At 69.0% G+C, this 26835-nt stretch carries 23 protein-coding genes; 5 read left to right on the top strand and 18 right to left on the bottom strand.

The genetic code is table 11. The features are described 5' to 3' along the window. Nucleotides 1–296: 296 nt before the first annotated feature. Entirely contained in the window at nucleotides 297–1268 is a 972-nt protein-coding gene (locus PCQ86_RS00115; protein ID WP_012655141.1) for a tripartite tricarboxylate transporter substrate-binding protein, read from the bottom strand. Nucleotides 1269–1510: 242 nt separating this feature from the next. Between PCQ86_RS00115 and PCQ86_RS00110 the strand changes: the two genes are divergently transcribed. Further along, a complete protein-coding gene (locus tag PCQ86_RS00110) occupies nucleotides 1511–2314 on the top strand; it encodes an IclR family transcriptional regulator (protein WP_012655140.1) in 804 nt (267 codons plus the stop codon). A gap of 57 nt (nucleotides 2315–2371) precedes the next feature. Here PCQ86_RS00110 and PCQ86_RS00105 read toward each other — a convergent pair whose 3' ends face one another. From PCQ86_RS00105 to PCQ86_RS00095, 3 genes are all read right to left on the bottom strand, one after another. After that, a complete protein-coding gene (locus tag PCQ86_RS00105; protein WP_270174582.1) occupies nucleotides 2372–6058 on the bottom strand; it encodes a bifunctional diguanylate cyclase/phosphodiesterase in 3687 nt (1228 codons plus the stop codon). Between the two features lie 241 nt (nucleotides 6059–6299). Beyond that, nucleotides 6300–7400 (bottom strand): 3-deoxy-7-phosphoheptulonate synthase, encoded by a 1101-nt coding sequence (locus PCQ86_RS00100; protein ID WP_196994706.1) that lies wholly within the window; start codon nucleotides 7398–7400, stop codon nucleotides 6300–6302. A gap of 127 nt (nucleotides 7401–7527) precedes the next feature. Beyond that, complete coding sequence (locus tag PCQ86_RS00095; RefSeq protein WP_012655137.1) at nucleotides 7528–8010, bottom strand: C40 family peptidase; 483 nt, start codon at nucleotides 8008–8010, stop codon at nucleotides 7528–7530. A 217-nt stretch (nucleotides 8011–8227) separates the two neighbouring features. Between PCQ86_RS00095 and PCQ86_RS00090 the strand changes: the two genes are divergently transcribed. Next, a complete protein-coding gene (locus tag PCQ86_RS00090; RefSeq protein WP_270174581.1) occupies nucleotides 8228–9556 on the top strand; it encodes an aminotransferase class I/II-fold pyridoxal phosphate-dependent enzyme in 1329 nt (442 codons plus the stop codon). Between the two features lie 294 nt (nucleotides 9557–9850). Here PCQ86_RS00090 and PCQ86_RS00085 read toward each other — a convergent pair whose 3' ends face one another. The 4 genes from PCQ86_RS00085 to dinG all read right to left on the bottom strand — a co-directional run bounded on the left by PCQ86_RS00085 (nucleotide 9851) and on the right by dinG (nucleotide 13938). Further along, nucleotides 9851–10357 (bottom strand): pyridoxamine 5'-phosphate oxidase family protein, encoded by a 507-nt coding sequence (locus PCQ86_RS00085; RefSeq protein ID WP_011807235.1) that lies wholly within the window; start codon nucleotides 10355–10357, stop codon nucleotides 9851–9853. 207 nt (nucleotides 10358–10564) lie between these two features. Continuing rightward, nucleotides 10565–11221 (bottom strand): 3'-5' exonuclease, encoded by a 657-nt coding sequence (locus PCQ86_RS00080; protein WP_088888002.1) that lies wholly within the window; start codon nucleotides 11219–11221, stop codon nucleotides 10565–10567. 145 nt (nucleotides 11222–11366) lie between these two features. Further along, nucleotides 11367–11564: a hypothetical protein gene (locus tag PCQ86_RS00075; protein WP_011807233.1), complete on the bottom strand. Its 198-nt coding sequence runs from the start codon at nucleotides 11562–11564 to the stop codon at nucleotides 11367–11369. A 184-nt stretch (nucleotides 11565–11748) separates the two neighbouring features. Continuing rightward, nucleotides 11749–13938, bottom strand: coding sequence for an ATP-dependent DNA helicase DinG (gene dinG, locus PCQ86_RS00070; RefSeq protein ID WP_270174580.1), 2190 nt, complete (start codon nucleotides 13936–13938; stop codon nucleotides 11749–11751). Between the two features lie 247 nt (nucleotides 13939–14185). Here dinG and PCQ86_RS00065 point away from each other — a divergent pair, with 247 nt between their 5' ends. Next, a complete protein-coding gene (locus PCQ86_RS00065; RefSeq protein ID WP_270174579.1) occupies nucleotides 14186–14494 on the top strand; it encodes a hypothetical protein in 309 nt (102 codons plus the stop codon). Between the two features lie 52 nt (nucleotides 14495–14546). Here the strand turns inward: PCQ86_RS00065 and PCQ86_RS00060 are convergent, their stop codons facing one another. From PCQ86_RS00060 to PCQ86_RS00050, 3 genes are all read right to left on the bottom strand, one after another. Continuing rightward, nucleotides 14547–15965 (bottom strand): homoserine dehydrogenase, encoded by a 1419-nt coding sequence (locus PCQ86_RS00060; RefSeq protein ID WP_270174578.1) that lies wholly within the window; start codon nucleotides 15963–15965, stop codon nucleotides 14547–14549. 353 nt (nucleotides 15966–16318) lie between these two features. Continuing rightward, nucleotides 16319–17914 carry a gamma-glutamyltransferase family protein gene (locus PCQ86_RS00055; protein ID WP_270174577.1) on the bottom strand — a complete coding sequence of 532 codons (1596 nt, stop codon included), beginning with the start codon at nucleotides 17912–17914 and terminating at the stop codon, nucleotides 16319–16321. Between the two features lie 61 nt (nucleotides 17915–17975). Beyond that, complete coding sequence (locus PCQ86_RS00050) at nucleotides 17976–18209, bottom strand: ATP-binding protein (RefSeq protein WP_011807228.1); 234 nt, start codon at nucleotides 18207–18209, stop codon at nucleotides 17976–17978. A 40-nt stretch (nucleotides 18210–18249) separates the two neighbouring features. Here PCQ86_RS00050 and PCQ86_RS00045 point away from each other — a divergent pair, with 40 nt between their 5' ends. Beyond that, nucleotides 18250–18543, top strand: coding sequence for an acylphosphatase (locus tag PCQ86_RS00045; protein WP_270174576.1), 294 nt, complete (start codon nucleotides 18250–18252; stop codon nucleotides 18541–18543). Nucleotides 18544–18629: 86 nt separating this feature from the next. Here the strand turns inward: PCQ86_RS00045 and PCQ86_RS00040 are convergent, their stop codons facing one another. The 4 genes from PCQ86_RS00040 to PCQ86_RS00025 all read right to left on the bottom strand — a co-directional run bounded on the left by PCQ86_RS00040 (nucleotide 18630) and on the right by PCQ86_RS00025 (nucleotide 20881). After that, entirely contained in the window at nucleotides 18630–19394 is a 765-nt protein-coding gene (locus PCQ86_RS00040) for a DUF72 domain-containing protein (RefSeq protein WP_270174575.1), read from the bottom strand. A gap of 11 nt (nucleotides 19395–19405) precedes the next feature. Next, complete coding sequence (locus tag PCQ86_RS00035) at nucleotides 19406–19843, bottom strand: OsmC family protein (RefSeq protein WP_011807225.1); 438 nt, start codon at nucleotides 19841–19843, stop codon at nucleotides 19406–19408. 106 nt (nucleotides 19844–19949) lie between these two features. Next, complete coding sequence (locus PCQ86_RS00030; protein ID WP_011807224.1) at nucleotides 19950–20363, bottom strand: YkgJ family cysteine cluster protein; 414 nt, start codon at nucleotides 20361–20363, stop codon at nucleotides 19950–19952. Then, nucleotides 20360–20881 carry a GNAT family N-acetyltransferase gene (locus PCQ86_RS00025; protein ID WP_011807223.1) on the bottom strand — a complete coding sequence of 174 codons (522 nt, stop codon included), beginning with the start codon at nucleotides 20879–20881 and terminating at the stop codon, nucleotides 20360–20362. Before PCQ86_RS00025 ends, PCQ86_RS00030 begins: the two co-directional genes overlap by 4 nt. 169 nt (nucleotides 20882–21050) lie before the next feature. On the opposite strand from PCQ86_RS00025, the gene PCQ86_RS00020 reads away from it, so the two are divergent. Then, nucleotides 21051–21284: a hypothetical protein gene (locus PCQ86_RS00020; protein ID WP_047349214.1), complete on the top strand. Its 234-nt coding sequence runs from the start codon at nucleotides 21051–21053 to the stop codon at nucleotides 21282–21284. Between the two features lie 154 nt (nucleotides 21285–21438). On the opposite strand, the gene gyrB is transcribed toward PCQ86_RS00020, so the two are convergent. The 3 genes from gyrB to dnaA form a co-directional block, all read right to left on the bottom strand. Next, nucleotides 21439–24045 (bottom strand): DNA topoisomerase (ATP-hydrolyzing) subunit B, encoded by a 2607-nt coding sequence (gene gyrB / locus PCQ86_RS00015; RefSeq protein WP_270174574.1) that lies wholly within the window; start codon nucleotides 24043–24045, stop codon nucleotides 21439–21441. Between the two features lie 117 nt (nucleotides 24046–24162). Next, the gene (gene dnaN, locus PCQ86_RS00010) at nucleotides 24163–25269 is read right to left on the bottom strand and encodes a DNA polymerase III subunit beta (protein ID WP_011807220.1); all 1107 of its coding nucleotides are present in this window, start codon (nucleotides 25267–25269) and stop codon (nucleotides 24163–24165) included. A 144-nt stretch (nucleotides 25270–25413) separates the two neighbouring features. Then, nucleotides 25414–26835: a chromosomal replication initiator protein DnaA gene (dnaA, locus tag PCQ86_RS00005; protein WP_011807219.1), complete on the bottom strand. Its 1422-nt coding sequence runs from the start codon at nucleotides 26833–26835 to the stop codon at nucleotides 25414–25416.

Below are 26835 nucleotides of genomic sequence, written 5' to 3'. Positions count from 1 at the left end.
CGCCTTGTCCACAGCACCCGTCCCACCGGCGCAGTTGTACCCATTTCAGGCCGGACTTGACCCGGTGCCGGGACACAGACTTTGCAGTAGCGCAAGTACGCGCCGCCATTCAGAAAAAGCGGCTTGTCCACAAAATGGCGCGGGCTCTACTACTACCACTATGAAGTAATAGACACATTCATGAATAACCGGGGCGATGGCCGCGTGGGTCAGGTCGTCGGTCGGTGTGCTTCATTATTGATAGCTGCCAGCGCTTGCCCATCAAGCGCCAGCAGCCATTTTTCCTACAAGCCGGGTTATTTGGCCAAGCCAAGCTTCTCGATGATGACCTTTTCGGTCTTCATGGTGTCCAGCGCGTACTGCTTGTAGGTGGCGCTGTCCATGTAGTAGGTGTCCATGTCGAACTTCGCCAGGGACTCCTTGTAGTTGGGCATCTCCATGGCCTTCTTGAAGGCGTCGTGCAGCACCTGGGCGATCTTCGGGTCCGTGCCCTTGGGCACCACCAGGCCGAACGGCGAGGTCTGCACCAGGTTGATGCCCACTTCCTTGAGCGTGGGCACGTTGGGGAAGCGGGCCGAGCGCTTGTCCCCCCAGACCGACAGCACGCGCAGCTTGCCCTGCTCCACGTACGGCGCCCAGCCGGGCGTGTCGGCAATCGACATCACATGCCCGCCCAGCACGGCCTGCAGCGACTCGGAGTTGCCCTTGTAGGGAATGTGGTTCAGCGTCACGCCGGCCTGCAGGGCGATGTTCTCCATCGTCAGGTGCAACGTGGTCAGCGCACCGGGCGTGCCGTAGTTCAGCTTGCCGGGGTTGTCCTTGGCGTAGGCGATGTAGTCCTGCATGGACTTGATGGGCGAGTCCGCGGGCACCACCAGGCCGAAGGCGTAGCCCGCCAGGCCGATCACGTATTGCAGGTCGGTGGCCGGGTTCCAGTTGATCTTCTGCGTGTAGGGCAGGCGGAACACCGGCAGCGGCACCTGTGCGAGCGTGTAGCCGTCGGCCGGGGTGCTCTGCATCATCTGCGCGGGCAGCACGCCGCCGGCGCCGGGCTTGTTCTCGATGATCACGGGCTGGCCCAGGATCTTGGAGGCGTTCTCCGCCAGCACGCGGAATGGCACATCGGTCGAGCCGCCGGCGGTGAAGCCGATCAGCACCTTGATCGGGCGGCTGGGAAAGCGCTCGGGTTGCGCCAGCGCGGGGCCGGCCACGCAGCCGGCGGCCAGCAGCAGGGACAGGGTGCGGCGGTTGAGCAAAGCATGGGTCATGGAGGGAGTCCTTGGGTCTATGGCCTCCGGCGCTGCGATCAACCTGCTGTGCAGGCCGTGTGCTGTGGAGGCCTTCAGGTGGCGTGGTTTCTCTGTGCGAAATTCATGGAGGCACGGGAGAAGTGGCGTGATTTCAGTATCCCCCTGATGAAAAACCCTTCTCGCTAGGGAAATCCATGAGTCTGTGCAGAAAAGTTGCGATGAAATAATTCCGCTAAGAGAAATTTACCTGGAGAGTGGGAATGGCGCGCACACGGAACATCGACTTCGACGAAGGCGCGGACAGCCGGCGATTCGTGACCGCGCTGGCCCGGGGGCTGGACGTGCTGGCGTGCTTCCAGGTGGACGAAAAATGGCTCACCAATGCCGAGATCGCCGCGCGCACCGGCCTGCCCAAGCCGACGGTGGTGCGCCTGGCCTACACGCTGTGCGTGCTGGGCTACCTGCGCCATTCGCGCGACAGCGGCAAGTACGCGCTGGGCGACAGCCTGGCGGCACTGGGCATCACCATGGTGTCCAACCTGCGGCTGCGGCGCATTGCACGGCCCTACATGCAGGACTTCGCGGACCGCTACGACATCTCGGTGTCGCTGGGCATCCGCAACGGGCTGTCGGTGCTGTACGTGGAGAACTGCCGCTCGGGCACGCCGCTGTCGCTGGGGCTGGACCTGGGCGCGCGCCTTCCGGTGGCGGAGACGGCCATGGGCCACGCCTTGCTGGCCGTGATGGAGCCGCGCGAGCGCGAGCGGCTGCTGGCCGAGATCCGCCAGGCCGAGGGCGAGCGCTGGCCGCAGTTGCGCCAGGCCATCGAGACCGGGTGTGCCCACTGGCGGGCGCGCGGCTTCACGGTGGTGGTGCGCGACTGGCAGACGGACATCGCGGGTGTGGGCGCCGCCATCCGCCAGCCCGACGGCCGCGTGATCAGCTTCAACGCAGGCGGCTCGGCGAGCAAGTTCCCGCGCGCGCTGCTGGAGCAGGAGATCGGCCCGCAGTTCGCACGCATGGTCAAGGGGCTGGAGCCGTTCGTGCGCAGCGAGGAAGCGTAAGCTATCGATTAAATAGCTGACAGCGCTTGCTGGACAAGCGCTAGAAGCCAATTGGGTTTAAAGAGGCGGCGTGCGGGCTGCGGCGATGTGGTCGTGCAGCAGTTGCTCCAGCAGGTCCAGCGGCAGCGGCCGGCTGAAAAAGTAACCCTGGTACACCGCGCAGCCGGCGTGCGCCAGCCAGTCGCGCTGCGCGCTGGTCTCCACGCCCTCGGCGATCACCTCCAGGCCCAGGCTGGCGGCCAGGCCGATGATGGTGCGCACGATGGCCGCGTCGTTGGGGTCCGTGAGCAGGTCGCGCACGAAGCTCTGGTCGATCTTGAGCTGCCCGAGCGGCATGCGCTTGAGGTAGGCCAGTGACGAGTAGCCAGTGCCGAAGTCGTCCAGCGAAAAGCCCACGCCCAGCGCGCGCAGCGCCGCCATGGTGGCAATGGTGGCGGCCAAGTCCTCCACCAGCAGGCTCTCGGTCAGTTCCAGCTTGAGCTGGGAGGCCGGCGCGCCGGTGGCGGCCAGCACGCCCGCCACGTCGTCCACGAAACCCGCATCGCGGAACTGGCGCGAGCTCACGTTCACTGCCATGGTCAGCGGCGCCAGCGCCGGCACCCGCTGCCAATCGGCCAGCACCGAGCACGCCGTGTGCAGCACCCAGTGCCCCAGCGGCAGCACCAGGCCGGTCTCCTCGGCCAGCGGAATGAACTGCCCGGGCGACACCATGCCGCGCCGCGGGTGCGCCCAGCGCAGCAACGCCTCCACGCCCACGATCGCGCCCCGCGCATTGATCTGCGGCTGGTAGTGCAGCAGAAACTCTTTCTGCGCCCGCGCGTTGCGCAGGTCCGCCTCGAGCGAGGCACGCTCGGCCACGGCATGCTGCATGCTCGGGTTGAAAAAGCGCAGCGTGTTGCGTCCCGCGGTCTTGGCCTGGTACATCGCCAGGTCGGCCTGCTTGAGCAGTTCGCCCACCGTGGTGGGCGCGTGGTTGAACAGCGCGATGCCGATGCTGGGCGTGCTGCGGTACTGGTACCCGGTGAGCGCATAAGGGGCGCTGAGCACGGCGAGGATCTTCTCGCCCACGGCGCCCGCCTGCTCCGCCAGCGTGTCGCTGTGCGCGCTGAGCTGCTCCACCAGCACCACGAATTCGTCGCCACCCAGGCGCGCCACCGTGTCTGCGCTGCGCACGCAGGTGTTCAGCCGCTGCGCCACGATCTGCAGCAGCTCGTCCCCCTGGTCATGGCCCAGCGTGTCGTTGAGGGTCTTGAAGTTGTCCAGGTCGATGAACAGCAGCGCCCCGCCCTGCTCCAGGCGCTGCGCCTTGGCCAGGGCCTGGTCCACGCGGTCCAGCAGCTGCACGCGGTTGGGCAGGTGGGTGAGCGGGTCGAAGAAGGCCAGGCGCTGGATCTCGCGCTCCTGGTGCTTGCGCGTGCCGATGTCGGCGTTGATCGCGAGGACCGACTCGGGCTCGCCACGGTCGTTGCGCACCAGCGTCCAGCGGCCTTCGGCTTCGAGGGTGCGGCCCGCGCGGTCGCACTGCAGGATCTCGCCGCTCCACACGCCATGCTGCATCACGTGCTGGGTGGCGCGCAGGAAGTCCTCCGGGTTCTGGTACAGCAGCGTGGCGATGGAGCGGCCGAGGACCTCCTCGCGCGACCAGCCGTACATGCGCTCTGCGCCCTCGTTCCAGAACGTGATGCGGTGCTCCAGATCGCGCACGATGATGGCGTCGCGCGCCTTGTCCAGCAGCGATGCCTGCTGGCGGATGCGCTGGTCGTCCGTCTGGCGCTGCAGTTCCGCGGCCGCGCGCGCGGCGAAGATCTGCAGCGTGTTGCTGACGAAGCGGCTGCGCTCCAGCGCCTGGCGGAACACCACGAAGATCATGCCGATGGGCGTGCCGTCGCTGGCCGTGAGCTGCTGGCCCACGTAGCTGCGCGCGCCCGTGCGCGCGAGCACCGGCGCCCGCGGGAACCGCTCGCGCGCACGGTCGCGGATGACCAGCGAGCGCTGGGTCAGCAGCCGCTCGCTCGGCGTGCCTTCCAGTACGTATTCGGCATTGGGCTGGGCCACGCCATCGACCACGTGCGACAGCGCCACCGCCCGCCGCGCCTGCCCGGGGGCGGCCGGCAGGAAGCGGCCCACGCAGGCCACCTGGGCGCCCAGCGCCTCGGCCATGTGCTGCGCCAGATGGTCGAAGAACGCCGCGCCCACGCCGGCCGAGACGGCGGTGGCCACCTTGACCAACGTGGCCTGCAGGCGCTGCTGCTCCGCGCGGGCACGCAGGTTCTCGATGCCGAACGCCAGGTCGGCAGCCATGGCCTCCAGCAACTGCGTCTCCTGCACCCCCAGGTGCAGCACCTCGGGCGCATACAGGTACAGCAGGCCGAAGGTGCGCTCGGCGTTGCGCAGCGGCAGGCACACCACGGCGTGAAAGCCCAACTGGGCCATGCGGTCCGCCAGGTGGCTGAAAGCCGGGCTGTGGTGCACGTCGTGCACGATCACCGTGCGGCCGGTGCGCACGCACACGCCTGCCGGGCCGTTGCCGCCCGGCTCCTGCGCCGACCAGCTCAGGTGCAGGTGTTCGGTGTAGTCATGGGCTTGGGCGACGCCCGCGTGCGCCACGGGCTCGATGCGCCTGTGCGCATCGTCGCGCGCCATGCCCACCCAGCCCATGCGGTAGCCGCCGATCTCCACGGCCACGCTGCACACGGCGTGCAACAGATCGGACTCGCTGGTGGCACGCACCAGTGTCTCGCTGCAAGCGCCGCGCATGCGCTTGGCCCGGTTGACGCGCGCCAGCTCGTCCTCGATACGGCAGCGCTCGGTCACGTCGCTGGCCAGCATCTGCCACGCCGGGCGCCCGCCGAAGTCCGTGTCGCCCACGACGACTTCCACGTCCAGGGCGGCGCCGTCCTTGCGTGCGTGGCGCCACAGCCGTGGAGCGGACGCGGGAGACCCGGGTGCATGGGCCTCGCGGCGCAGCATGTCGAGTGCGCAGGTGGCCGCGTCCTGGTTCTCCGCGGACCAGAGCGCGCGCAACTCCATGCCCAGCAGCTCCTGCTCCGCATGGCCGTAGTGGCGGACCATGGCGTGGTTCACCGCCAGCAGACGCAGGCTGTCGCGGTCGCAGACCCACATGGGCTGCGGATGTTCGGCAAAGAGCGTGCGGTACTGCTGCTCGGACGCACGCAGCTGCGCGTCCACGCGCCGCAACTGCAGCATGGCGCCCAGCGACTCGGCCAGGATGCGCAGGTGCAGCAGATGCTGCGCCTCCAGCGCTGCGCCCCGGGGCACCCTCACCTGGAGCAGGCCCGCGAGCAGCGCGCCGCTGCCCAGCGGCATGCTGACCCGCCAGTGGGGGGGCTGCGCACTTCCCACATCCTGCGCGGGGGCGTCCGTGGCTGCCTGTAGGCCCGCGCGTGCGGCTTGCTCCATGCCCTGCCAGGATGCGCAGGCGTCCAGCGGCACGCGGGTGCCGATCGCCGGCAGGGGCGGCGCACCCACGCTGGCGCGCACGGCCAGCGCATCGTTTTCGCGCAACGCGATCATTGCCCCGACCGCGCCCGTGATCGCGCAGGCGGCTTGGGCGGCCTGCGCCAGGACGTGCTCCAGGGGCAGCTGCAGGTCTGTGATCAGTTGCTGGAGCTGCAGCAGGAGTGCATGCGCCGCCGCCTCGTCGTGCGCCTGCACCGCTGCGGCCGGGCCTCCTGCCTCGGCCGGGTGGGCTGACGGGGTTCCAGTGGAATCGCTGATAGGCATGGCGCGCTGCGTGTCATGCCCACGCGCGGCCGGGATGGCGCTGCGGGAAGGAGCGAGAGGCGGCCCGGGCCATGGCGCGCGTCAGGAGCGGCCCAGGCTGGCGCCGGCCAAGGGGCTCGGCGGTGGCGCGGCGGGGTGTCGGAAGAACATGGCGGGCGCTTCTTGCCCGAAAGGCGGGCGGATGTGACTGATGGTACATGGGCGCCCTCCTTCTTTTCGGCCGCGACGGCGCCGGAGCGTGTCAGCCGCGCGTGCGGCGTTCGCGCACGGCCGCAGCCAGCTGCTGCAGTACCGGCACGGTCTGAGCGAAGCTGATGCAGGCGTCGGTGACCGACACGCCGGGTGTGAGCGGCTGGCCGTCCACGATGTCCTGGCGGCCCTCCTGCAGGTGGCTCTCGATCATCACGCCGGTGATCCGCGCATCGCCCGCGGCGATCTGCTGGGCCACGTCCTGCGCCACGTCGATCTGGCGGCGGTGCTGCTTGCTGCTGTTGGCATGCGACAGGTCGATCATCACCTGCGGGCGCTGGCCGGCCTTCTCCAGCATCGCGCAGGCGGCCTGCACGTCGGCCGCGCCGTAGTTCGGGGCCTTGCCGCCGCGCAGGATCACATGGCAGTCGTGGTTGCCGCGCGTCTCGAAGATCGCCGCCTGCCCCATCTTGGTCATACCCATGAAGGCATGCGGTGCCTGCGCGGCCTGGATGGCGTCGGCCGCCACCTTCACGCCGCCATCCGTGCCGTTCTTGAAGCCCACGGGGCAGGACAGGCCGCTGGCCAGTTGCCGGTGGCTCTGGCTTTCGGTGGTGCGCGCGCCGATGGCGCCCCAGCTCACCAGGTCGCTGATGAACTGCGGCGACAGCAGGTCCAGGAATTCCGTGCCCACGGGCAGGCCCAGCGCCAGCACGTCCAGCAGCAATGCGCGGGCGCGCTCCAGGCCTTCGTTGATGGCGAAACTGCCGTCCAGGTGCGGGTCGTTGATGTAGCCCTTCCATCCCACGGTGGTGCGGGGCTTCTCGAAGTACACGCGCATCACGATGAGCAGGTCCTGCGCCAACGCATCCGCCTGCTCCTTCAACAGGCGCGCGTACTCCATGGCCTGGTCATGGTCGTGGATGGAGCACGGCCCCACCACGACGATGAGGCGGTCGTCCTGCCCGTGCAGCACGCGCGAGATGGCCACGCGGCTGCTTTCCACCAGCGTCTGCGCCGCCTCGGGCGCGGGCTGCCATTCCTGCAGCAGCGCGGGCGTGATGAGCGGGCGCACGGCTTTGATGCGCAGGTCGTCGATGCGCGTGGTGTCGTGGGTGGTGAGCGGGGATGCGAGGCGTTCGGTCAGGGTCATGGTGCCCCGATTGTCGCGCTACCCGCGTGAGCGCCTGTCCGGGGAGTTCGGCGCCCTGCCCCGGCGGCAGGTGGCGGTGAAGGAAGGTAACACCGCCTGTGGCCGCCGCAAGCGGCGCCGTGGAAGTTCAGGGGCGCCGGAAGCTCGCGAACTGTTGCGACCAGTAGCGCGACTTCAGGTGGTCCAGGCGCACCGTGCCGCCGCTGGACGGCGCATGTACGAAGCGCCCCTCCCCCACGTAAATGCCGGCATGCGTGGGCCGGCCGCGGCCGAACACCACCAGGTCGCCCGTGCGCAGCTCGTCCGCGTCGATGGACTGGCCGAAGCCGCTCAACTGGGCCACCGTGCGCGGCGGGGCCACGCCCGCGCGGCTGGTGTACACGTAGCCGATGAGGCCGCTGCAGTCAAAGCCGCTGTCGGGCGTATTGCCGCCGTAGCGGTAGGGCGTGCCCACCAGTCCCAGGGCATGGATGGCGATGTCGCTCGACTGCTCGGGCGACAGGCGGGAATAGGCGGCGTTGCGCGAGGCAGAGGTGGGCGGCGTGGTGCCGCAGCCCACCACCAGCAGGCTGGCCGCGAGCGTCAGGACGGGAAGGGCAAAGGCGCGCATGGGGGTCAAGCGTAGCAGCCGCGGCGCGATCGCGCAGCCAACACCCCGCGCCCGAACGCGCTTTCTCCTACTTTTGCAACGTTTTTTGGGGTCATTTTTTGCACTTTTCTCGCGGCGCCTCGCCGTGGGTGCACGCGCGAAGGGTGTGGGGCGCGATTGCAGCGACTGAGCCGCGCAGTACAAAAATTTGTACTAGTACAAACAATACAATGTGTGCATGCCATCGTTGTCTGTAGAAGGAAGCAATGCCAAAGACATTGCGGCAAGCCTTGAATATTCCATGCGCCGCGGCGCTCTGCCAAGCGGCGCCGCCCTGCCCTCGGTGCGCAATCTGGCCGCAGAACTGGGGGTGAATCCCAACACCGTCGCCGCCGCCTATGCGCGGTTGCGCAGCGCGGGCCGCGTGGTCACTGCGGGGCGCCGCGGCACCCGCGTAGCGGGCGAGCCGCCCCGCCCTGCCCCTTCGTTCGCTCCGCCCGAGGGCCTGCGCGACCTGGCCAGCGGCCAGCCCGATCCTGCGCTGCTGCCGCGTCCCCGCGGCGCGGCCTGGGCCGCTGCGCTGGGGCAGCCGGCAGCGGTGCCGCATGCGCCGCAAGCGGTTGCGGAGGCGCTGCTGTCGCAGGCGCGCCCCTGGCTGGAGAGCCAGGGCCTGCCTGGCGATGCCGTGGGGGTCTTCTCGGGTGCGCTGGATGCGATCGAGCGCGCCCTGCGCCAGCATGCGCGCCCCGGCGACCGCGTGGCGGTGGAAGACCCGGGCTGGCCACCGCTGCTGGCGCTGCTGCACAGCCTGCGCCTGCAGCCCGTACCCCTGGCCGTGGACGCGCAGGGGCTGTGCGTGCCGGCAGCGGGCGTGTTGGCGCAGTGCTGCGCCGTGGTGGTTACGCCGCGCGCGCACAACCCCACGGGCGTGGCCCTGGGTGCGGCGCGCTGGAAGGCGCTGCGCCGCCAATTGCGGGCCCATCCGCACACGCTGCTGATCCTGGATGACCACTGGGGCCTGCTGAGCCACGCGCCCCTGGCGATGGCCGGGGCCCTGCCGCCGCTGTGGCTGCATGTGCTGAGTGTGAGCAAGGCGTTGGGCGCAGACTGCCGCGTGGCCCTGGCCGCGGGCACGCCGGCGCTGGTGCAAGGGATGTGCGCACACCAGGCGCTGGGGCCGCGCTGGGTCAGCCACTGGTTGCAGGGGCTGGTGGCGCAGCTGTGGCGGCAGGCGGCGCAGGGACGTGCGCGGGGCTCATGGCGCCATGCCGCGGCCCAGTACGCGGCCCGCCGCGCGGCGCTGGCGGACGCGTTGCGCAGCCACGGGGTGGCGGCGCCCTGGCTGGAAGGCGAGGGCCTGCACGCCTGGGTTCCCGTGTCCGACGAAGCCGCGGCGGTGCAGGCGCTGGCGGCCGCGGGCTGGGCGGTGCAGGCGGGCGCGCCGCTGCGGCTGCACAGCGGGCAGGGTGTGCGCATCAGCCTGGGCGCCGTGGGCGTGCGCGATATGGGCCGGCTGGCGCGCGACCTGGCAGGGGCGCTGCGGCCTGCGGTGCGGGCGGTGTTTTAACGAACGCGAGCGCGCCGCGAATACGGCAGCGCTCCCGTGCTGCACGCCGCCCGTGGGGGGAATGTTGTCAAAGTCCGCTTCTTGAGATCTCGCTTCTTGCGGAGGGAGGCGGTCCTTGGAACTGCCGCCACGTGGTCTGTGGTTGGCCTCTTTGCGGGCGACGAGCTAAGGGTTAAGGGCTACCTGTGGCGGGGCACGCCGCGGCTTGCGGCGCCCGCTATCCGCTCCAGCAACGCGCGCTGGCAAGACAGACGCTCCTCGCGCAAAGTGCCCCCGAGCGGGCTGGGCGCGCCGTCAATCCAGCGACAGCTCGCGGTGCTCGCCCAGCGGCTTGGGCTGCTCGCCGGTCAACGCGGCGGTGGCCAGTTGGTAGAGCTGGGATAGTTTGCTGTCCTTCACGTCCCAGTATTCCGCATGCTCGATGCGGACGGCCAGCAGCACCAGATTGGGGTCTGTGGGACCGTCGGGGAACCAGGCCTTGGCCAGCGGCGTCCACAGTGCTTCCTTGCGCGCGGGGTCCTCGATGAAACCGGCCGTGCCCGACAGCGACACGTAGCAGTCTTCGCCCGGGTCGGCGTAGCTCAAATGCACCTGGCTGTCGGCCTGCAGGCGGCTGTGCAACTCGCTGCCGCGCGGGATGAAGAAGAACAGCTGGGACTGCGCATCGATGTCCTTGTTCAGCGTGGTCAGCGGGTGGGCATGCAGCCGGCCGTCGGCCGCGCGGTGGGCAAGCATGGCAAAGCGGATGTCCTTGATGCGGTTCCACAGCGTGGCGTGGGGGGAATCGTCGGGCATGGACATGGGAGAACCTCCGTGGGATGTAGGTGGACGCCGCGGCGCGGTGCGTCACGCACGCGCCGGGACGGGCATGCAACGCACTGTAGGGTGCGCTCGGGGTGCGCGGCGTCGGCCCCGGTCACGCCTGGATGTGCGCGCAATCCGACGCGCGGTATGAATGGGAGAAGGATGAAAAATGCCCTGTAGCGCCCGCAACAAGGGCGGGGGCAACTACCCCATTTGCAATGCCGTTGGCGGCTGTTCGGCTGGAGCGGCCTGGCGGTGGCGCTGCAGCAGCTTGCCGATGGCAGGGCGTGCGCAGCGCTGCAACTGCATCAGCAGCGCGTGGTCCGGCCAGGCCAGGCCGAAGCGTTGGCACAGGTCACGCTGCATGCAGGCCAGCAGCGCGGCGGCCATTTCCGCATCGGCCAGCGCGCGGTGGGCGCGCCCGGCACGCGGCAGGCCGAGGTGGTCCGTGAGGCGGCCCAGACTGTGGCTGGGCGCATCGGGGTACACGCGGCGCGACAGCAGCACGGTGCAGGCGAACGGATGGGGCGCGGCGAGCCCGGCGTACTGCAATTCGGCCTGCCAGAACTTGCGGTCGAATGCGGCGTTGTGGGCCACCATGGGCGCGTCGCCCACAAAGCGCGCGGCCTCGCGCATCACTGCGGCGGCATCGGGGGCGGCTTCCACCATGGCATTCGTGATGCCGGTGAGCTGCGTGATGAAGGGCGGAATCCGCACGCCCGTGCGCATCAGGCTCTGGTAGCGGTCCACCACGCGGCCGCCTTCCATGAGCACGATGGCCACCTCGGTGGCGCGTGCACCCTGGGCAGGCATCATGCCGGTGGTTTCGAAATCGATGACGGCGATGGGGGCGGACGGCATGCGGGACGGCAGGAAACCGGCCCCGCGCACCCCGTGCAATAGGCACGGGCCACCGGCACCGGTGCGTAATCGTAGCCGCCACGCACGAAGCGCCGCCGCCCCCAAAAGTGCGGATGCCGGGCCACGCGGGCCCCGCAGGCCGGGCTCAGCCCGCGCCGCCCTGGTTCTTGCTGCCGCGGCGCGACTGCGCCTGGTTGCCGCTGCCCACCTGGTCCGTGCGGTCGCTGCGGCTGTCGGGCGTGCGACGCGCCTGGTTCAGGGCCGTGGGGGGCTGGTGCCCCTGCTGGTTGTGGTCGTTGGCCACCTTGTCGGTGGCGCCAGAGTTGTCGTTGGTGCGCTTCATGGCGGGCCTTTCAGAGATCGGTCCAGTCCACTCTAGGCAGCACGGCAGAGCGCGGGCGTCGGCGATGGGCCTGCCCGCCTGTGGGACGCGGCCCGACAGGCGATGCGGGAAGGGGTTAATGGTCCAATCGGGCTCCAGCGCTTATCCAGCAAGCGCCACCAGCTATATCCATAGGAGCAATCGGTCACCCTGCGGCCCGGCGCGCCAGCGTGAACGGCGGCAAGCCCTGCAGCAGCCGCTGGCCGTAGCCGGTGCGCACCAGGCGCTTGTCGTAGCAATACACGTGGGCGCGGTCTTCCTCGGTGCGGATGGCGCGGCCCACCCACTGCGCCAGGCGGATGGCGGTGGCGGGCACCACCAGTTCGCTGAACGGGTCGCGACCGGCGCCGCGCAGCCATTCGGCGCGGGCCTCCCCCACGGGGTCGTCGGGCGGGGCGAAGGGCAGCTTGGTGATGAAGAGCGATTCGCACAGCCTGCCGGGCAGGTCCAGCCCCTCGCCGAAGGATTGCATGCCGAAGATGATGGAGGGCTGGCCTTCGGCCACGCGCTCGCGGTGGCGGGCCATCAGCTGTGGGCGGGGCAGGGTGTTCTGCACCAGCACGGCGCTGCGCATGGCGGTGGGCAGCATGTCCACGGCCTGGCGCATCTGCTCGCGCGAGGTGAACAGCACCAGCGCGCCAGCCTCGACCAGGGCCAGGTCGGACAGCAGCGCGTCCACCATCTCGGCGGTGAAGGCCTGCGCATCGCGCGGCTCGGCGCGGGTCTCGGTGGCCACCAGCGTGCCCTGCAGCGCGTAGTCGAACGGGCTGGGCACGGCCAGCGTGGTGACGGCTTCGTCGCCGAACAGGCCCGATTCGCGCAGGAAGAAGTCGAACTGCCCGCAACTGGTGAGCGTGGCCGAGGTCAGCACCGCGCCGCGCACGGCGGACCACAGGTGGTTGCGCAACGTATTGCCCGGCAGCACGGGGCTGGCATGCGCGCGCACGACGATGAAGTCGCCCTCGACCTCCAGCGTGAACCACTTGGCGGCCGGCACCGCGCCCTCGGGCGCGTCCTGCAGCAGCAACTGGGCGCCCGCGTGCACGGCCTCCAGCCGCGGCGCCAGCACGCCGATCTGCGCATACAGCTGCGACAGGCGCCGCGCCTCGTCGGGCTTGTCGCGCATTTCGCTGCGCAGGGCCTTGGAAATGGCGCGCAGGGCGTTCAGGAAGCCCTCGGCGTGGTGCGCGGCCTGGCTGAAGGGCTCCACCAACGCTTCGGGCAGCACACCGCCGGCCACGCGGGCGCGCGTGGGCAGGCTGGATGCGAACTGGCGGCGCCCCGGCACGGGCGCACGCAGTTGCTCGCCATACACGTCCATCACCAGGCGCGCGGCATCCTGCAGCGCGGCGCGCAGGCGCGCGGCGTGGTTGGGAATGTCGGCAATTTCCTCGACCTCCACCAGCTGGCCGATGCGCAGCGCGCGGCTGGCCAGGCGGTCGATCCAGGTCAGGCGCGAGAGGTCGGCCTCGCAGGCGAACTGGTCGAGCGCGGTGGCGGGCAGGTGGTGGGCCTCGTCGATCACCAGCAGGCAGTTGTCCAGCTCGGGCAGCAGACGCGCGCCCAGGGACGACAGCAGCAGGTCGTGGTTGGCCACGATGACCTGCGCGGCGACGAGCTGCTTGCGCCGCTCATAGTAGGTGCACTGGTTGAACACCGGGCAGTGCTTGCCGGTGCAGGAACTGGCCTCGGCCGCCACGGGACTCCAGGCCTCGGGCTCGGGCGGCGTAGCGAGCGTGTCGCGGTCGCCGTCCCATTCGCTGGTCGCCAGCGCGTCGGCCATGCTGGCGTAGAACTTCATGCGCGCCTCGGACTCGTGGCGCGGGCGCTTGCCGCGCTGCTCGGCCTCCTCGTCGGCGAACAGGTCGTCGTCGGGCAGGTCGCCGTCACCGCCCGGGCCGGCCGCGCCGCCGCCGGCCAGGCGCTCCAGCTTGAGCTTGCACACGTAGCGCCCGCGCCCCTTGGCCAGCGCGAACTGGAAGGGTTGCTCCATGCGTGCGGCCAGGGCCGGCAGGTCCTTGTGCACCAGCTGCTCCTGCAGCGCCACGGTGGCGGTGGAGATCAGCACCCGCGTGCCGCGCGCCAGCGCCATCGCGATCGCGGGCACGCTGTAGGCCAGCGACTTGCCCACGCCCGTGCCGGCCTGCACCACGGCAATCGCGCGCTGGGGCAGGGCATCGTCGTCCTCCAGCTTGCCCAGCTGCGCCTGGCTGAAGGTCTGGGCCACCTGCTCGGCCATGCGCCGCTGGCCCTCGCGCACGCGAAAGCCGGCCGTGGACTGGACCACCGCCTCGAACGATTGCAGGGCCTGGGCGGCCCACTCTGTGGAAGACATGGAAGGGAGATCAGGCGCGGGACCGGCTTTGCAGTGCGTGCCACTGTAAATGCATCCAGGCATGTTAGCCGAAGCAGGCTGGGCACTGCTCAGGGGCGGCTATACACCCCTGGCCGGGCACCCAGGCAATGTCTGGTCGCCCGTGCGCCCAACGCTGATGCCGTCGTCCGCCCCCGGCCTACGCGGAACCGGACGGGGTCTGCCTAGCATGGGGCGATCTGCCTTGCAGGCAAACGAGAGGTTCCCCATGCCATCCCATCGCGATACCCCGTCCCCTTCCAATGCCCCGGGCGCCGCGCCGCCGTCGCCGGGCGAGCACACCGATGTCCACGAACAGGGCGTGGACCTGCAGACCCCGCCCCAGCAGGAACACGCCGCCTGCACCCCCGCCGCGCCCAAGCTGCCGCACGAGCGGGACCAGTCCGTCACCATGACCGGCGGCGAGCGCCATCCCGAGGTCGAGCAGGCCCACCGCGACGTGGAACGCGGCCTGCAAGACACCGACCGTGGGCCGCCCGCCGACCGCACCTATCGCAAGCTCAAGGACTCGGAATAACTATTAAAAACGTAGCTGTCAGCGCTTGATGGTAAAGCGCTAGAACCTGTTTTTATTGTTCATCCGTGGGAGCGCTGCACAGCTCCACGCGCAGCCGCCGCACCTGCGCACCCGTGTACGCCTGCAAATGCGCCGTGGCCTGTGCGGCCAGCGCATCGGGCGTCGGCGCGGTGAGCAGCAGCAACTCGGGCGCTCCGCCCGGGGTGACGGGTGCCGCCCACGTGCGGCGCCGCACCGTGACGCCGTCGCGCGCCAGCGCCCGTAGCACTGCCGTTTCGCACAGGGCCGCACCGGGCAGCAGGCGCAGCAGGTGCGGCGTCTTCACTGGGGCCATCGGCAGTACGGCGGGGGCGTCGCCCGCGCGGCGGTGGGTGCCCAGTGTGGGCACGCCAGGGCCCGTGGGTGCCGGGGAAGAAACAGCCGGCAGGCGCGCCAGGTCGATCAGGTCCGCCAGCACGGCGCTCGCCGTGGGTTCGCCGCCGGCGCCCGCGCCGCTGAAAAAGGCGCTGCCGGCCGCGTCGCTATGCACCAGCAGCCCGTTGGTCGCGCCGTCCAGCAGCGCCAGCGGGTGCCGCGCGGGCACCAGGGCCGGGTGCACGCGCAGCTGGATGGCCACGCGGCCCTCGCACTCCTGCTGCTCGGCCACGGCCAGCAGCTTGACGGCGTAGCCCAGATGCGCGGCGGCGGCCACGTCGCCCCGCTGCAGGTCGCGGATGCCCTCGACATGCACGGCGTCCAGCCGCACCGGCATGCCGAACGCGTTGGCGGCCAGCAGCGCCAGCTTGTGCGCGGCGTCGGTGCCGTCCACGTCGAAGGCCGGATCGGCCTCGGCATAGCCCAGTGCCTGGGCTTCGGTGAGCGCGGCGGCAAAGCCGAGGCCCGCCGCCTGCATGCGCGTGAGGATGTAGTTGCTGGTGCCGTTGAGCACGCCTGCCAGCGCGGTGATGCGGTTGGCCGCCAGCCCTTCGCGCAGCGCCTTGATCACGGGCACGCTGCCGGCCACGGCCGCTTCATAGGCCAGCACCCGGCCGTGGCGCGCGGCAGTCTGCGCCAGCGCCTCGCCATGCGTGGCCAGCAGGGCCTTGTTGGCGGTCACCACATGCTTGCCATGCGCCAGCGCGGCCTGCACCCAGTCGCGTGCGGCGCCCGTGCCGCCGGCCAGCTCCAGCACCACGTCCACGCCGGGGTCGGTGGCCAGTTGCAGCGGGTCGGTCAGCAGGCGCACGCCGGGCGCGCCGTCCAGCGCCGCAGCGGCACGCGCGGTGTTGCGCGCGGCGACCGCGACGATCTCGATGGCGCGCCCGGCGCGTGCGTTGATGAGGTCCCGGTTGCGCCGCAGCACCCGCCACACGCCGCTGCCCACGGTGCCGGTGCCGATCATGCCCACGCGCAGGGCAGGGGGCGGGGCCGGGGCGCGGCGCGCACTGGCGTGCACCTCGGGCGAGGGGCTGAGCTGGGGTTCTACGAACATGTCTTTCTCCAAACACGGGCTGCAAAAGCCCACAAAAAAACCCAGCGGCCGGGGCTGGGTTTCGTTCGGAGGGGGAAGAAGACACCAGGGGGCCGCCGGTGCGGCCACCCTGCGCGTGCGCTAGGTCGCCGCGGTGGTCATGGTGGTAATCATTCGTGCGTTCACGCCCGATGCGCAGGCCCGCGCCGCGCCGGTGGCGGGGGTGCGTGGGTCAGAGCAAAGCAGTGTGAACAGCATGCGTGCAGTGTAGCGCAGGTGACGGTGCAGCGTGCTTTACTCTTGTTTTGATAGCTGCTAGCGCTTGATGGACAAGCGCTAGAGGCGGTTTTGGTTTGAATGCCTCGGGATGAGAATCAGCAGCCCACGGCCTGGCCGTCGCGCCGGTGGTCGGAGCCCGCGGCGTAGGCGAAGCCGGTGCCGGGCGTGGCCTCCAGCCGGCGGATGATCTGCGCGCTGCCGAATTCCAGGCTGCCGGGCGCGGCCACCTGCGGGTCGTGGCCCAGGGCGCGCAGGCCGTCGACCACGTCGGCGGGCACGGTGTGCTCCAGCGTCAGCGCGCCCGCGTCGTTGATGCGCCAGCGCGGCGCGTCGGAGCAGGCCTGGGGGTTCAGGCCCTCCACGGCCTCGCGCAGCACCATCTGCACATGGCCCTGGGCCTGCATGTTGCCGCCCATCACGCCAAAGGCCATGTGGGGCTGTCCGCCGCGCGTGACGAAGGCCGGGATGATGCTGTGCATGGGCCGCTTGCCGCCTGCCACCTGGTTGGGGTGGCCCGGCGTGGTGACGAAGCCCATGCCGCGGTTGTGCAGCGCGATGCCCGTGCCCGGCACCACCACGCCCGAGCCGAAGCCCTTGAAGTTGGACTGGATGAACGACACCATGCGCCCCTCGCTGTCGGCCGTGCACAGGTACACCGTGCCGCCGCTGCCGGGCTGGCCGGCGGGGTACTGGCCGGCGCGCTGCGGGTCGATGAGCGCGGCGCGCTGGCGCAGGTAGGCCGGGTCCAGCAGCTGCGCGGGTGTGAGGCGCATGTGGTCCGGGTCGGCCACGTGGGCGTACAGGTCGGCAAAGGCCACGCGCATGGCCTCGATCTCCAGGTGCATGCGCGCGGCCGAGCCCGCTGCGGTGCTGCGGTAGGGCAGATGCTCCAGCAGGCCCAGCGCCATCAGCGCGGCGATGCCCTGGCCGTTGGGCGGGATCTCATGCACCGTGCGGTCGCCAAAGGGCACGCTGATGGGCTGCACCCATTCCACGGCGTGCGCGGCCAGGTCCTCCAGCGCCAGGCCGGCGCCGTGCTGGCGCGCGTAGTCGGCCATGGCCTGCGCCAGCCGGCCGCGGTAGAACGACGCGCCGCGCGTGCGTGCGATGTCCGCCAGCGTGTCCGCCTGGTCGGCAAAGCGCCAGATCTCGCCCGCCTGCGGCGCGCGCCCGCCGGGCGTAAAGGCCTCGAAGCCCGGCTGGCCCTTGAGGTCGATGGCCGCTTGCGCCCACTGGCGCGCGATCACCGGGCTGACGGGAAAGCCGTCGCGCGCGTGGCGGATGGCGTCGGTGAACAGGTCTTCGAAGGGCAGGGCGCCAAAGCGCTCGGACAGTGCCACCCAGCCCGCCACGCCGCCGGGCGTGGTCACCGTGTCCCAGCCGATGCGCGGCATCTGCGGCAGGTGGGCAAAGCGCTCGGCCGTCCAGGCGCGCGGCGCGCGGCCCGAGGCGTTCAGGCCGTGCAGCGCGGCGCCGTCCCACACCAGCGCGAAGGCGTCGCCGCCAATCCCGTTCATCACCGGCTCCACCACCGTGAGCGTGATGGCCGCGGCCAGGGCCGCGTCGATCGCATTGCCGCCGCGCGCAAACGCCGCCGCGCCGGCCTGCGCGGCCAGCGGCTGGGAGGTGGAGACCACGTTGCGCGCCAGCACGGGCTGGCGGCCGGAGGGGTAGGGGAGTTGCCAAGTCATGGAGGCCGATCTGGAAGGGAAAGGAATGCCGGGTCGATTGTGCCGCCGTGAAGGCGCCGCCCTACTGCGTGGAATTGCGCACCATGCGGATCGCATCGAACGGGCAGCGCAGTGCACACAGCGCGCAGCCGGTGCAGCCCGGCGCGTCATGCAGCACCGAGCGTTTGGGGCCGAAGCGCTCCGGTCCCTGCACCTGCAGCGACAGCACATGCGGCGGGCACACGCCCACGCACCAGCCGCAGCCGGTGCAGCGCTGCGGGTCGATCGCGGGCAGGGCCTTGCGCGGGGCGGTCATCGGCGCAGCATGCCACGGCGGGCGCTACAGTGCGGGGCTTATGGCTGAATCCGCTGTTTCCATCACCCGCCACCTGCGCATCCACGGCCTGGTGCAGGGCGTGTATTACCGCAAATCCATGACCGAAGCCGCGCGCCGCCTGGGCGTGCAGGGCTGGGTGCGCAACCGCCAGGACGGCACCGTGGAAGCGCTGGCCAGCGGCGCCGCGCCGGCCGTGCAGGCGTTGATCGACTGGGCCCACGAGGGTCCGCCTGCCGCGCGGGTGGAGCGTGTGGAGGTGGGAGAGGCGCCCGCCTGCGACGCCCAAGGGTTTGAGCAGCGCGAGACGGTTTAAGCCAAATCGGCCTATAGCGCTTATCCAGCAAGCGCTGGCAGCTATGAAAACGGGAGCTTGCCGGCAGCGGCCGTTCCGGCTGGGCGTCAGGCGAGCTGCCGCAGCAATTCCAGCGCGCCGGCCGGTGCCCGCTCCTTGGCGCCGTTGATGAAATACACGAATACGTCGCGCGGCCGCTCGCCGCCGGTCCAGGTGCGCACACCGGAGGCCCATTGCGCGATGGCCTCGGGCGTGTAGCCGGTGGGGATGTCGGCTTGGCTGCGCATCAGCCGCAGGTAGGCAAAGTCGGCCTCGGGGTCGGCCATGGCGGGGAATTTCTCGGAGTCCGTGCACACCGGCACGCAGCCGTAGCGGCGTGCCAGGGCGATGAAGGCCGGCGTGGCAAAGCTCTCGTGCCGCACGTCCAGCGCATGGCGCAGGCGGCGCCCATCCACTTCGCGCGGCAGCAGCGCCAGGAAGGCCTCGAAGTCCGCTTCCTCGAACCGCTTGCTGGGCATGAACTGCCAGACGATGGGGCCGAGCTTGCCCTGCAACTGCGCAATGCCGCTGCCCACGAAGCGTGCGATCGCATCACCCGCCGTGGCCAGCACCCGCCGGTGCGTCACCAGCCGGTGGGCCTTGAGCGAGAACATGAAGCCGTCGGGCGTTTCGTCGTGCCACTTGGCGAAGGTGGCGGGCTGGAAGGTGCTGTAGAACGTGCCGTTGACCTCGATGGCCGTGAGCTGGCGGCTGGCGTAATGCAGTTCCTTGGCCTGCGCCAGGCCCGGCGGGTAGAAACTGCCGCGCCAGGGCGCGAAGGTCCAGCCGCCGATGCCGACGCGGATGTGCGGGCGGCCGGTGGCGGTGTCCACGGCAGCGCCGGTCACTGCACCAGCGTGGCGCTGAGCGTGATCTCCGGCACAGCGGCCAGCGCCTTGGACAAGGGGCAGTTGGCCTTGGCGTCGGCGGCCAGCTTCTGGAAGGTGGCCTCGTCCATACCCGGCACCTTGGCCTTCAGCGTGAGCGCGATGCGGTCGATGAGAAAACCCTCGCCCTGCTGGGTCAGACGCACGCTGGCCGTGGTGTCGACGCGCTCGGTGGCGAAGCCGGCCTTGTCCGCCGCGAACGAGAAGGCCATCGTGAAGCAGGCCGCATGCGCCGCGCCCAGGATTTCCTCGGGATTGGTGCCCTTGCGGTCGTCGCCAAAGCGGCTGGCAAAGCCATAGGGGTACTTCTGCAGCGCTTCGGTCTCGGTGCTGATCTGGCCCTGGCCGGCCTTGCCGCCGCCTTCCCAGTGAACGCTGGCCTTCTTCTCGGACATGGGAACCTCCACAGTGTGCAAAGACGCCCATCACACCACGCCGCGCGCGCGGCGCAGGTGGGCGGCCGCTGGCTTGCGGCGTGGGCCGCGTCCTACAGCGTGGTGGTCAGCCGCGGCGCTGCCGCTCGCGCGCGCCGTAGGCGCAGTAGCCGGGCTTGGGGCTTTTCTTCTGCGGGTGCAGGCGGCAGGTCTCGGGCCGCTGCTCGTACACGGTGCACAGGCGCGTGGCGGCGTCCAGGAACTGGCAGTCGCCATTGGCGCGCCGCGCCAGGGTGAAGAGGGTGTTCTTGTGGTTGAAGTGGTCGATCAGCCGCGCCTTCTGCAGCCGTTTGGCGATGTGGCGGGGCTCTTCATGCTCGGCCTCGAACGCGTCCACCAGGCCCAGGCGCACCAGGTCGGACAGGTGCACCTCCAGCGGCATGGTGCAGCAGTTGGCCGCGCAGCTCTCGCACAGGCCCGCGCGGTAGCGGGTCCAAGTGTCGACGCGATCGACGTCGACGATGGCGATGGGGGATCTCATGGCGCGGGCGTGCAGGGCTGCGGGGCCAGCGGCCGGGCCTGCGCCGCCAGCGCGTGCAGCTCGTCGCCCGTGAGGCGGTAGCGGATCCATTCGCTCTGCGGGCGCGCGCCCAGGCTGTCGTACAGCGCGATGGAGGGTGTGTTCCAGTCCAGCACGCTCCACTCGAAGCGCCCGCAGTCGTGGTCCACGGCGATGCGGGCCAGTTGCCGCAGCAGCGCCATGCCTGCGCCCTTGCCGCGGTGCTCTGGCGAGACGTACAGGTCTTCCAGGTACAGGCCGTGGCGGCCCTGCCAGGTGGAGTAGTTGAAGAAGTACACCGCGAAGCCCACGGCGGTGCCGCCGGCCTCGCAGATCAGGCCGTGCACCTTGGGGTTGGCGCAGAACAGCGTGCGGTGCACGTGCGCGGGCGTGGCCAGCGCCTCATGCTCCGCTTTTTCATAGATCGCCAGTTCCCGCACGAAGTGCAAGATCAGATCGGTGTCGTCAATGGTGGCGGGGCGGATGGTCAAGACGGTCATAACTGCCAACGGCTTTGGTGCAGCAGAAGTTCATTAAAAACGCAATGGTGTGAAGGGCTGCAACCGATGCATTGCTGCCGGTTGCTTTTTGATAGCCATGACCTGCTATGCAGCGGTGGTGTTCTTCACGGTAGACAATAACAACTCAAGCGCTGAAATTCCTCAAAAAATGATCGATTGGGTCCCTGTAGTCTTCATCACGTTCAAGGTGCTCGTCTTCGGCACGTGCATGTTCTTTGCCATCAAATGGCATTACGACCAGGGGAACAAAGGAACGGACAGGCGCGCGCTGCTGCGCACGAGCGGCAAGGTCGTTGCCGTTTTCATGCTGGCGCTGCTGGCGGTGTTGCTCTTCACCTTCGGCCTTTCCAGGATGCTCGGTATGGACTTGCGCCTTCCGTGACGGCAACGACTGGCACGGCAGCCGGGATTGCCTTGCGGGGTGATCGATAAAAACGTTTTGTCTCCAGCGATGAAAAAGCCATGGATGTTGGTCCATGGCTTTTTCTCACTGACGGCGCCCCAATCGTCGGGGGATGGGCCCTTTACAGCAACGATCAGACGTCGATGTTGCCCGCGCGCAGCGCATTGGTCTCGATGAAGTCGCGCCGCGGCTCGACCTCGTCGCCCATGAGCATGGTGAACACGCGATCGGCCTCGATGGCGTCGTCGATCTGCACGCGCAGCAGGCGGCGCACCTCGGGGTCCATGGTGGTTTCCCACAGCTGCTCGGGGTTCATCTCGCCCAGGCCCTTGTAGCGCTGGCGGCTGGTGGTGCGCTCGGCTTCGCTGATCAGCCAGGCCATGGCCTGGCGGAAGTCGCCCACCTTTTCCTCCTTGGCCTTCTCGCCCTCGCCACGCGTGACCTTGGCGCCTTCCTGGATCAGCCCGCGGAAGCTCTCGGCGGCCTGGGCCAGGGCGGCGTAGTCGTCGCCGGCCACGAAGTCCTGCGTGATCAGGCTGCTCTTGATGTTGCCATGGTGGTGGCGGCTGATGCGCAGGATGGGCTTGTCGGTGCGCGGGTCGATCTCGCCCGCCACATCGGCGGGCACGCCGTTGGTGTTGAGCTCGCGCAGCTTGGCCTGCAGCTGCACGGCGCTGGCCTCGGCGTCCTGCAGGGTGTCCAGGTTGAAGACCACGCCGTCGGCCACGGCGCGCAGCGCCTCGGCATCCATGAAGGCGGACAGGCGCGCGATCACCTGCTCGGCATACTGGTGCGTGCGCGCCAGCTGGGCCAGTTCGTCGCCGGCCAGCGTGCGGGGCTGGTTGCCGCCGGTGGTGATGCTGGCGTGGTTCAGCGCCACGCGCAGCAGGAAGGTGTCCAGCGCCGCGGCGTCTTTCAGGTACAGCTCTTCCTTGCCGTTCTTCACCTTGTACAGCGGCGGCTGGGCGATGTAGATGTGGCCGCGCTCCACCAGCTCGGGCATCTGGCGGTAGAAGAAGGTCAGCAGCAGCGTGCGGATGTGGGCGCCGTCCACGTCGGCGTCGGTCATGATGATGATGCGGTGGTAGCGCAGCTTGGCGACGTCGAAGTCGTCAGCGCCGCTCTTGCCCGATTCCACGGCGGCCTTGCCGATGCCGGTGCCCAGGGCGGTGATGAGGGTGACGATTTCGTTGCTGGACAGCAGCTTCTCGTAGCGCGCCTTCTCCACGTTCAGGATCTTGCCGCGCAGCGGCAGGATGGCCTGGAACTTGCGGTCGCGCCCCTGCTTGGCGGAGCCGCCGGCGGAGTCGCCCTCGACGATGTAGATCTCGCACAGCGCCGGGTCTTTTTCCTGGCAGTCGGCCAGCTTGCCGGGCAGGCCCATGCCGTCCAGCACGCCTTTGCGGCGTGTCATCTCGCGTGCCTTGCGCGCGGCCTCGCGGGCGCGGGCGGCCTCGACGATCTTGCCGCAGAGGATCTTCGCGTCGTTCGGTTTTTCTTCCAGATAGTCGGTGAGCGCCTTGGCGACGATGTCCTCGACCGGCGCGCGCACTTCGGAGCTGACCAGCTTGTCCTTGGTCTGGCTGCTGAACTTGGGTTCGGGCACCTTCACGCTCAGGACGCAGCACAGGCCTTCGCGCATGTCGTCGCCGCTGACCTCGACCTTGGCCTTCTTGGCCAGCTCGTTCTGCTCGATGTACTTGCCGATCACGCGCGTCATCGCCGCGCGCAGGCCGGTCAGGTGCGTGCCGCCATCACGCTGCGGGATGTTGTTGGTGAAACAGAGGACTTGCTCGTTGTAGCCGTCGTTCCACTGCATGGCCACTTCAACGCCAATCTCGGTGCCGGGGATGCCGCCGTAGGTCTCGGCCGGGCGCGAGCCCGTGGCGTGGAAGGCCGTGGGATGCAGCACCTTCTTGGTGCCGTTGATGAACTCGACGAAGCCCTTGACGCCGCCGGCGCCGGAGAAGTCGTCTTCCTTGCCGGTGCGCTCGTCGATGAGGCGGATGCGCACGCCGTTGTTCAGGAACGAGAGCTCGCGCAGGCGCTTGGCGAGGATCTCGTAGTGGAAGTCGTTGTTTTCCTTGAAGATCTCGGTGTCGGGCAGAAAGCGCACCTCGGTGCCGCGCTTTTCCGTGGGGCCGATGACCTTCATGGGCGAGACCTCGACCCCGTCCACGACCTCGATGAGGCGGTTCTGCACCACGCCCTGGGCGAATTCAAGCTGGTGTGTCTGCCCGTCGCGGCGCACGGTCAGGCGCAGCTTCTTGGACAGCGCGTTCACGCAGGACACGCCCACGCCGTGCAGGCCGCCCGAGACCTTGTAGCTGTTCTGGTTGAACTTGCCACCGGCGTGCAGTTCGGTCAGCGCGATCTCGGCGGCCGAGCGCTTGGGCTCGTGCTTGTCGTCCATCTTCACGCCGGTGGGAATGCCGCGGCCGTTGTCCACCACGCTGATGGAGTTGTCGGTGTGGATGGTGACGACGATGTCGTCGCAGTGGCCGGCCAGGGCCTCGTCGATGGAGTTGTCCACCACCTCGAAGACCAGGTGGTGCAGTCCGGTGCCGTCGGACGTATCGCCGATGTACATGCCCGGGCGCTTGCGCACGGCCTCCAGGCCCTCCAGGATCTGGATGGCGCCCTCGCCGTAGCCGTCGCTGCCGGCGACCGATGCGACGGGCTGCTCGGCCGGGGCGGAAATGGGCTGTTCGGGGGCGGGCTGCGATTGCTCTGCGGTCATGAAAGGGCTGCCTTCGGTCCAGGCGCACCGGCACGGCGTGCCGGCGGCCTTATAGGAATCAAATGTGCCGCTAGCGCCCATCCATCAAGCGCTAACAGCTATCAAAATAATAGTATGTCAGATGCGCATGGGCATCACGACGTACTTGAAATGCTCGTTGTCGGGGATGGTCATCAACGCGGAGCTGTTGCCGTCGGCCAGGTCGACCTTCACCATGTCCTGGCCCATGTTGGCCAGGGCGTCGATGAGGTAGCTGACGTTGAAGCCGATCTCGATGGCGTCGCCGCCGTAGTCGATGTCCAACTCGTCCACCGCCTCTTCCTGCTCGGCGTTGTTCGACGCCACACGCAGCAGGCCGGGTTCAATGTTCAGGCGCACGCCCTTGAACTTGTCGCTGGTCATGATAGCCGTGCGCTGCAGGCTGGCCAGCAGCGGGGCGCGGCCCAGGGTCACGCTGTTGTGGTGGTTCTTGGGAATCACGCGGTTGTAGTCGGGGAACTTGCCCTCCACCAGCTTGGTGACGAACTCCATGCCGCCGAAGCTGAACTTGGCCTGGTTGTTGGCGAACTGCATCTCGATGGCGCCGTCGGCATCCGACAGCAGACGCTGCAGCTCCAGCACGGTCTTGCGCGGCAAGATGACCTCCTGCTTGGGCACTTCCACGTCCAGCTGCGCGCTGGCGAACGCCAGGCGGTGGCCGTCGGTGGCGACCAGCGAGAGCGTCGTGCCCTCGGCCACGAACAGGATGCCGTTCAGGTAGTAGCGGATGTCCTGCACTGCCATGGCGAACGACACCTGCCCCAGCAGGCTCTTCAGGACCTTCTGCGGCACGCTGAAGGCGGGGCCGAAGCTGGCGGCCTCCTGCACCAGCGGGAAGTCCTCGGCCGGCAGCGTCTGCAGTGTGAAGCGGCTCTTGCCGCCCTTCAGGATCAGCTTGGACTGGTTGGACTCCAGGCTCACCGTCTGGTCGGAGGGCATGGTCTTCAGGATGTCGATGAGCTTGCGTGCACCCACCGTGGTGGTGAAGTCGCCCGTGTCGCCGCCCAGCTCGGCCGTGGTGCGGATCTGGATCTCCAGGTCGCTGGTGGTGAGCTGGATGGCATTGCCCGTCTTGCGCAGCAGCACGTTGGCCAGGATGGGCAGCGTGTGGCGGCGCTCGACGATGCCGGCAACCGATTGCAGAACGGCGAGAACCTTGTCTTGTGTGGCCTTCAGGACAATCATGTCGTCAACCTTTGGTGGTTTTTGGGGATAGGTGCGCAGACGGCGGCATGGGCAGTGCCCCCTCCCGGGCCGTCCAACGCGCCATTTTGCCCGCGAACGGGCGTGCTTTTGCGGGGGGCGGTCCTTTTCGCTCCATGGGGTGCGTCAACCCTTCAGCGTCTGCTCGAGCACGTGCAGCTGCTGGTTGAGTTCGGTGAGCTGCTGGCGTTCGGCGCCAATCTTTCGCACCGCGTGCAGCACCGTGGTGTGGTCGCGCCCGCCGAACAGCTCGCCGATCTCGGGCAGGCTCTTTTGCGTGAGCTCCTTGGCCAGGTACATGGCGATCTGCCGCGGGCGGGCGATGCTGGCCGGGCGCTTCTTGCTGTACATGTCCGCGACCTTGATCTTGTAATAGTCGGCCACGGTCTTCTGGATGTTTTCCACCGAGATCTGCCGGTTTTGGATCGACAGCAGGTCGCGCAGCGCCTCGCGCGCGAGTTGGATGGAAACTTCCTTCTGGTTGAAGCGGCTGTAGGCCAGGATCTTGCGCAGCGCGCCTTCGAGTTCACGCACGTTGGAGCGCACATTCTTGGCCACGAAGAAGGCCACCTCTTCGGGCATCTCCGACCCTTCAGCGCGCGCCTTGTTGATCAGGATGGCCACGCGCATTTCCAGCTCGGGCGGCTCGATCGCCACCGTCAGCCCAGAGTCGAAGCGCGAGACCAGCCGCTCGTGGATGTTGGCCAGACCCTTGGGATAGGTGTCCGACGTCATCACGATGTGGCTCTTCTTGGCCAGCAGCGCCTCGAAGGCGTTGAAAAATTCTTCCTGCGTGCGGTCCTTGTTGGCAAAGAATTGCACGTCGTCGATCAACAGCAGATCGAGCGAGTGGTAGCGCTCCTTGAAGTCGTCGAAGGTACGGCGCTGGTATGACTTGACCACATCCGAGACGAACTGCTCCGCATGGATGTAGAGAACCTTGGCGTCGGGACGGTCCTGCAGCAGCTTGTTGCCCACGGCATGCACCAGGTGGGTCTTGCCCAAGCCCACGCCGCCATAGATGAACAGCGGGTTGTACAGGTGGCCGGGCGAGCCGGCCACGTGCATCGCCGCCGAGCGCGCCATGCGGTTGGCCGTGCCCTCCACCAACGTCTCGAAGGTCAACGCCGGGTTCAGGCGCGTGCGGAAGGCGCCGGCAGGCGCCTCGTCGGCCGTGGGGTGGGCGGACGGTGCATCGCCGGTGGCGGGGGTGTCTGGCGCCGTGGGACGGACGTAAGTCCTGACAACGGATTCCCGCTGAGCAAGCGCTAACTCCAGTGTGACCGGTTGGCCGTACAGACCTTCCAGCAGGGCCGAGATGCGGCCGGCATACTGTGCGCGGATCCAGTCGAGCTTGAAGCGGTTGGCCACCAGCAGGGTGACCTTGGAAAAATCGGGGGCGACCTGGGCCACCAGCGGCTTGATCCAGGTGTTGAACTGCTGTTCCGGGAGGTCCTGCGCCAGCTGTTCGGCGCAGGCCTGCCACAGACCCTGGCCGGCGCTGGCGCCGTCGCTGTCGTGGCTGGAGGAGTGAAGTCCCTCGTTCAT

This window comes from Diaphorobacter sp. ED-3 (genome assembly GCF_027625375.1).
GTDB lineage: Bacteria > Pseudomonadota > Gammaproteobacteria > Burkholderiales > Burkholderiaceae_C > Diaphorobacter > Diaphorobacter nitroreducens.
This window is presented reverse-complemented; position numbering and strand designations above follow the sequence as displayed.

Coding starts and splice junctions, on each gene's coding strand:
- PCQ86_RS00115 (WP_012655141.1), bottom strand. CDS start 1,268: ATGACCCATGCTTTGCTCAACCGCCGCACCCTGTCCCTGCTGCTGGCC.
- PCQ86_RS00110 (WP_012655140.1), top strand. CDS start 1,511: ATGGCGCGCACACGGAACATCGACTTCGACGAAGGCGCGGACAGCCGG.
- PCQ86_RS00105 (WP_270174582.1), bottom strand. CDS start 6,058: ATGCCTATCAGCGATTCCACTGGAACCCCGTCAGCCCACCCGGCCGAG.
- PCQ86_RS00100 (WP_196994706.1), bottom strand. CDS start 7,400: ATGACCCTGACCGAACGCCTCGCATCCCCGCTCACCACCCACGACACC.
- PCQ86_RS00095 (WP_012655137.1), bottom strand. CDS start 8,010: ATGCGCGCCTTTGCCCTTCCCGTCCTGACGCTCGCGGCCAGCCTGCTG.
- PCQ86_RS00090 (WP_270174581.1), top strand. CDS start 8,228: ATGCCATCGTTGTCTGTAGAAGGAAGCAATGCCAAAGACATTGCGGCA.
- PCQ86_RS00085 (WP_011807235.1), bottom strand. CDS start 10,357: ATGTCCATGCCCGACGATTCCCCCCACGCCACGCTGTGGAACCGCATC.
- PCQ86_RS00080 (WP_088888002.1), bottom strand. CDS start 11,221: ATGCCGTCCGCCCCCATCGCCGTCATCGATTTCGAAACCACCGGCATG.
- PCQ86_RS00075 (WP_011807233.1), bottom strand. CDS start 11,564: ATGAAGCGCACCAACGACAACTCTGGCGCCACCGACAAGGTGGCCAAC.
- dinG (WP_270174580.1), bottom strand. CDS start 13,938: ATGTCTTCCACAGAGTGGGCCGCCCAGGCCCTGCAATCGTTCGAGGCG.
- PCQ86_RS00065 (WP_270174579.1), top strand. CDS start 14,186: ATGCCATCCCATCGCGATACCCCGTCCCCTTCCAATGCCCCGGGCGCC.
- PCQ86_RS00060 (WP_270174578.1), bottom strand. CDS start 15,965: ATGTTCGTAGAACCCCAGCTCAGCCCCTCGCCCGAGGTGCACGCCAGT.
- PCQ86_RS00055 (WP_270174577.1), bottom strand. CDS start 17,914: ATGACTTGGCAACTCCCCTACCCCTCCGGCCGCCAGCCCGTGCTGGCG.
- PCQ86_RS00050 (WP_011807228.1), bottom strand. CDS start 18,209: ATGACCGCCCCGCGCAAGGCCCTGCCCGCGATCGACCCGCAGCGCTGC.
- PCQ86_RS00045 (WP_270174576.1), top strand. CDS start 18,250: ATGGCTGAATCCGCTGTTTCCATCACCCGCCACCTGCGCATCCACGGC.
- PCQ86_RS00035 (WP_011807225.1), bottom strand. CDS start 19,843: ATGTCCGAGAAGAAGGCCAGCGTTCACTGGGAAGGCGGCGGCAAGGCC.
- PCQ86_RS00030 (WP_011807224.1), bottom strand. CDS start 20,363: ATGAGATCCCCCATCGCCATCGTCGACGTCGATCGCGTCGACACTTGG.
- PCQ86_RS00025 (WP_011807223.1), bottom strand. CDS start 20,881: ATGACCGTCTTGACCATCCGCCCCGCCACCATTGACGACACCGATCTG.
- PCQ86_RS00020 (WP_047349214.1), top strand. CDS start 21,051: ATGATCGATTGGGTCCCTGTAGTCTTCATCACGTTCAAGGTGCTCGTC.
- gyrB (WP_270174574.1), bottom strand. CDS start 24,045: ATGACCGCAGAGCAATCGCAGCCCGCCCCCGAACAGCCCATTTCCGCC.
- dnaN (WP_011807220.1), bottom strand. CDS start 25,269: ATGATTGTCCTGAAGGCCACACAAGACAAGGTTCTCGCCGTTCTGCAA.
- dnaA (WP_011807219.1), bottom strand. CDS start 26,835: ATGAACGAGGGACTTCACTCCTCCAGCCACGACAGCGACGGCGCCAGC.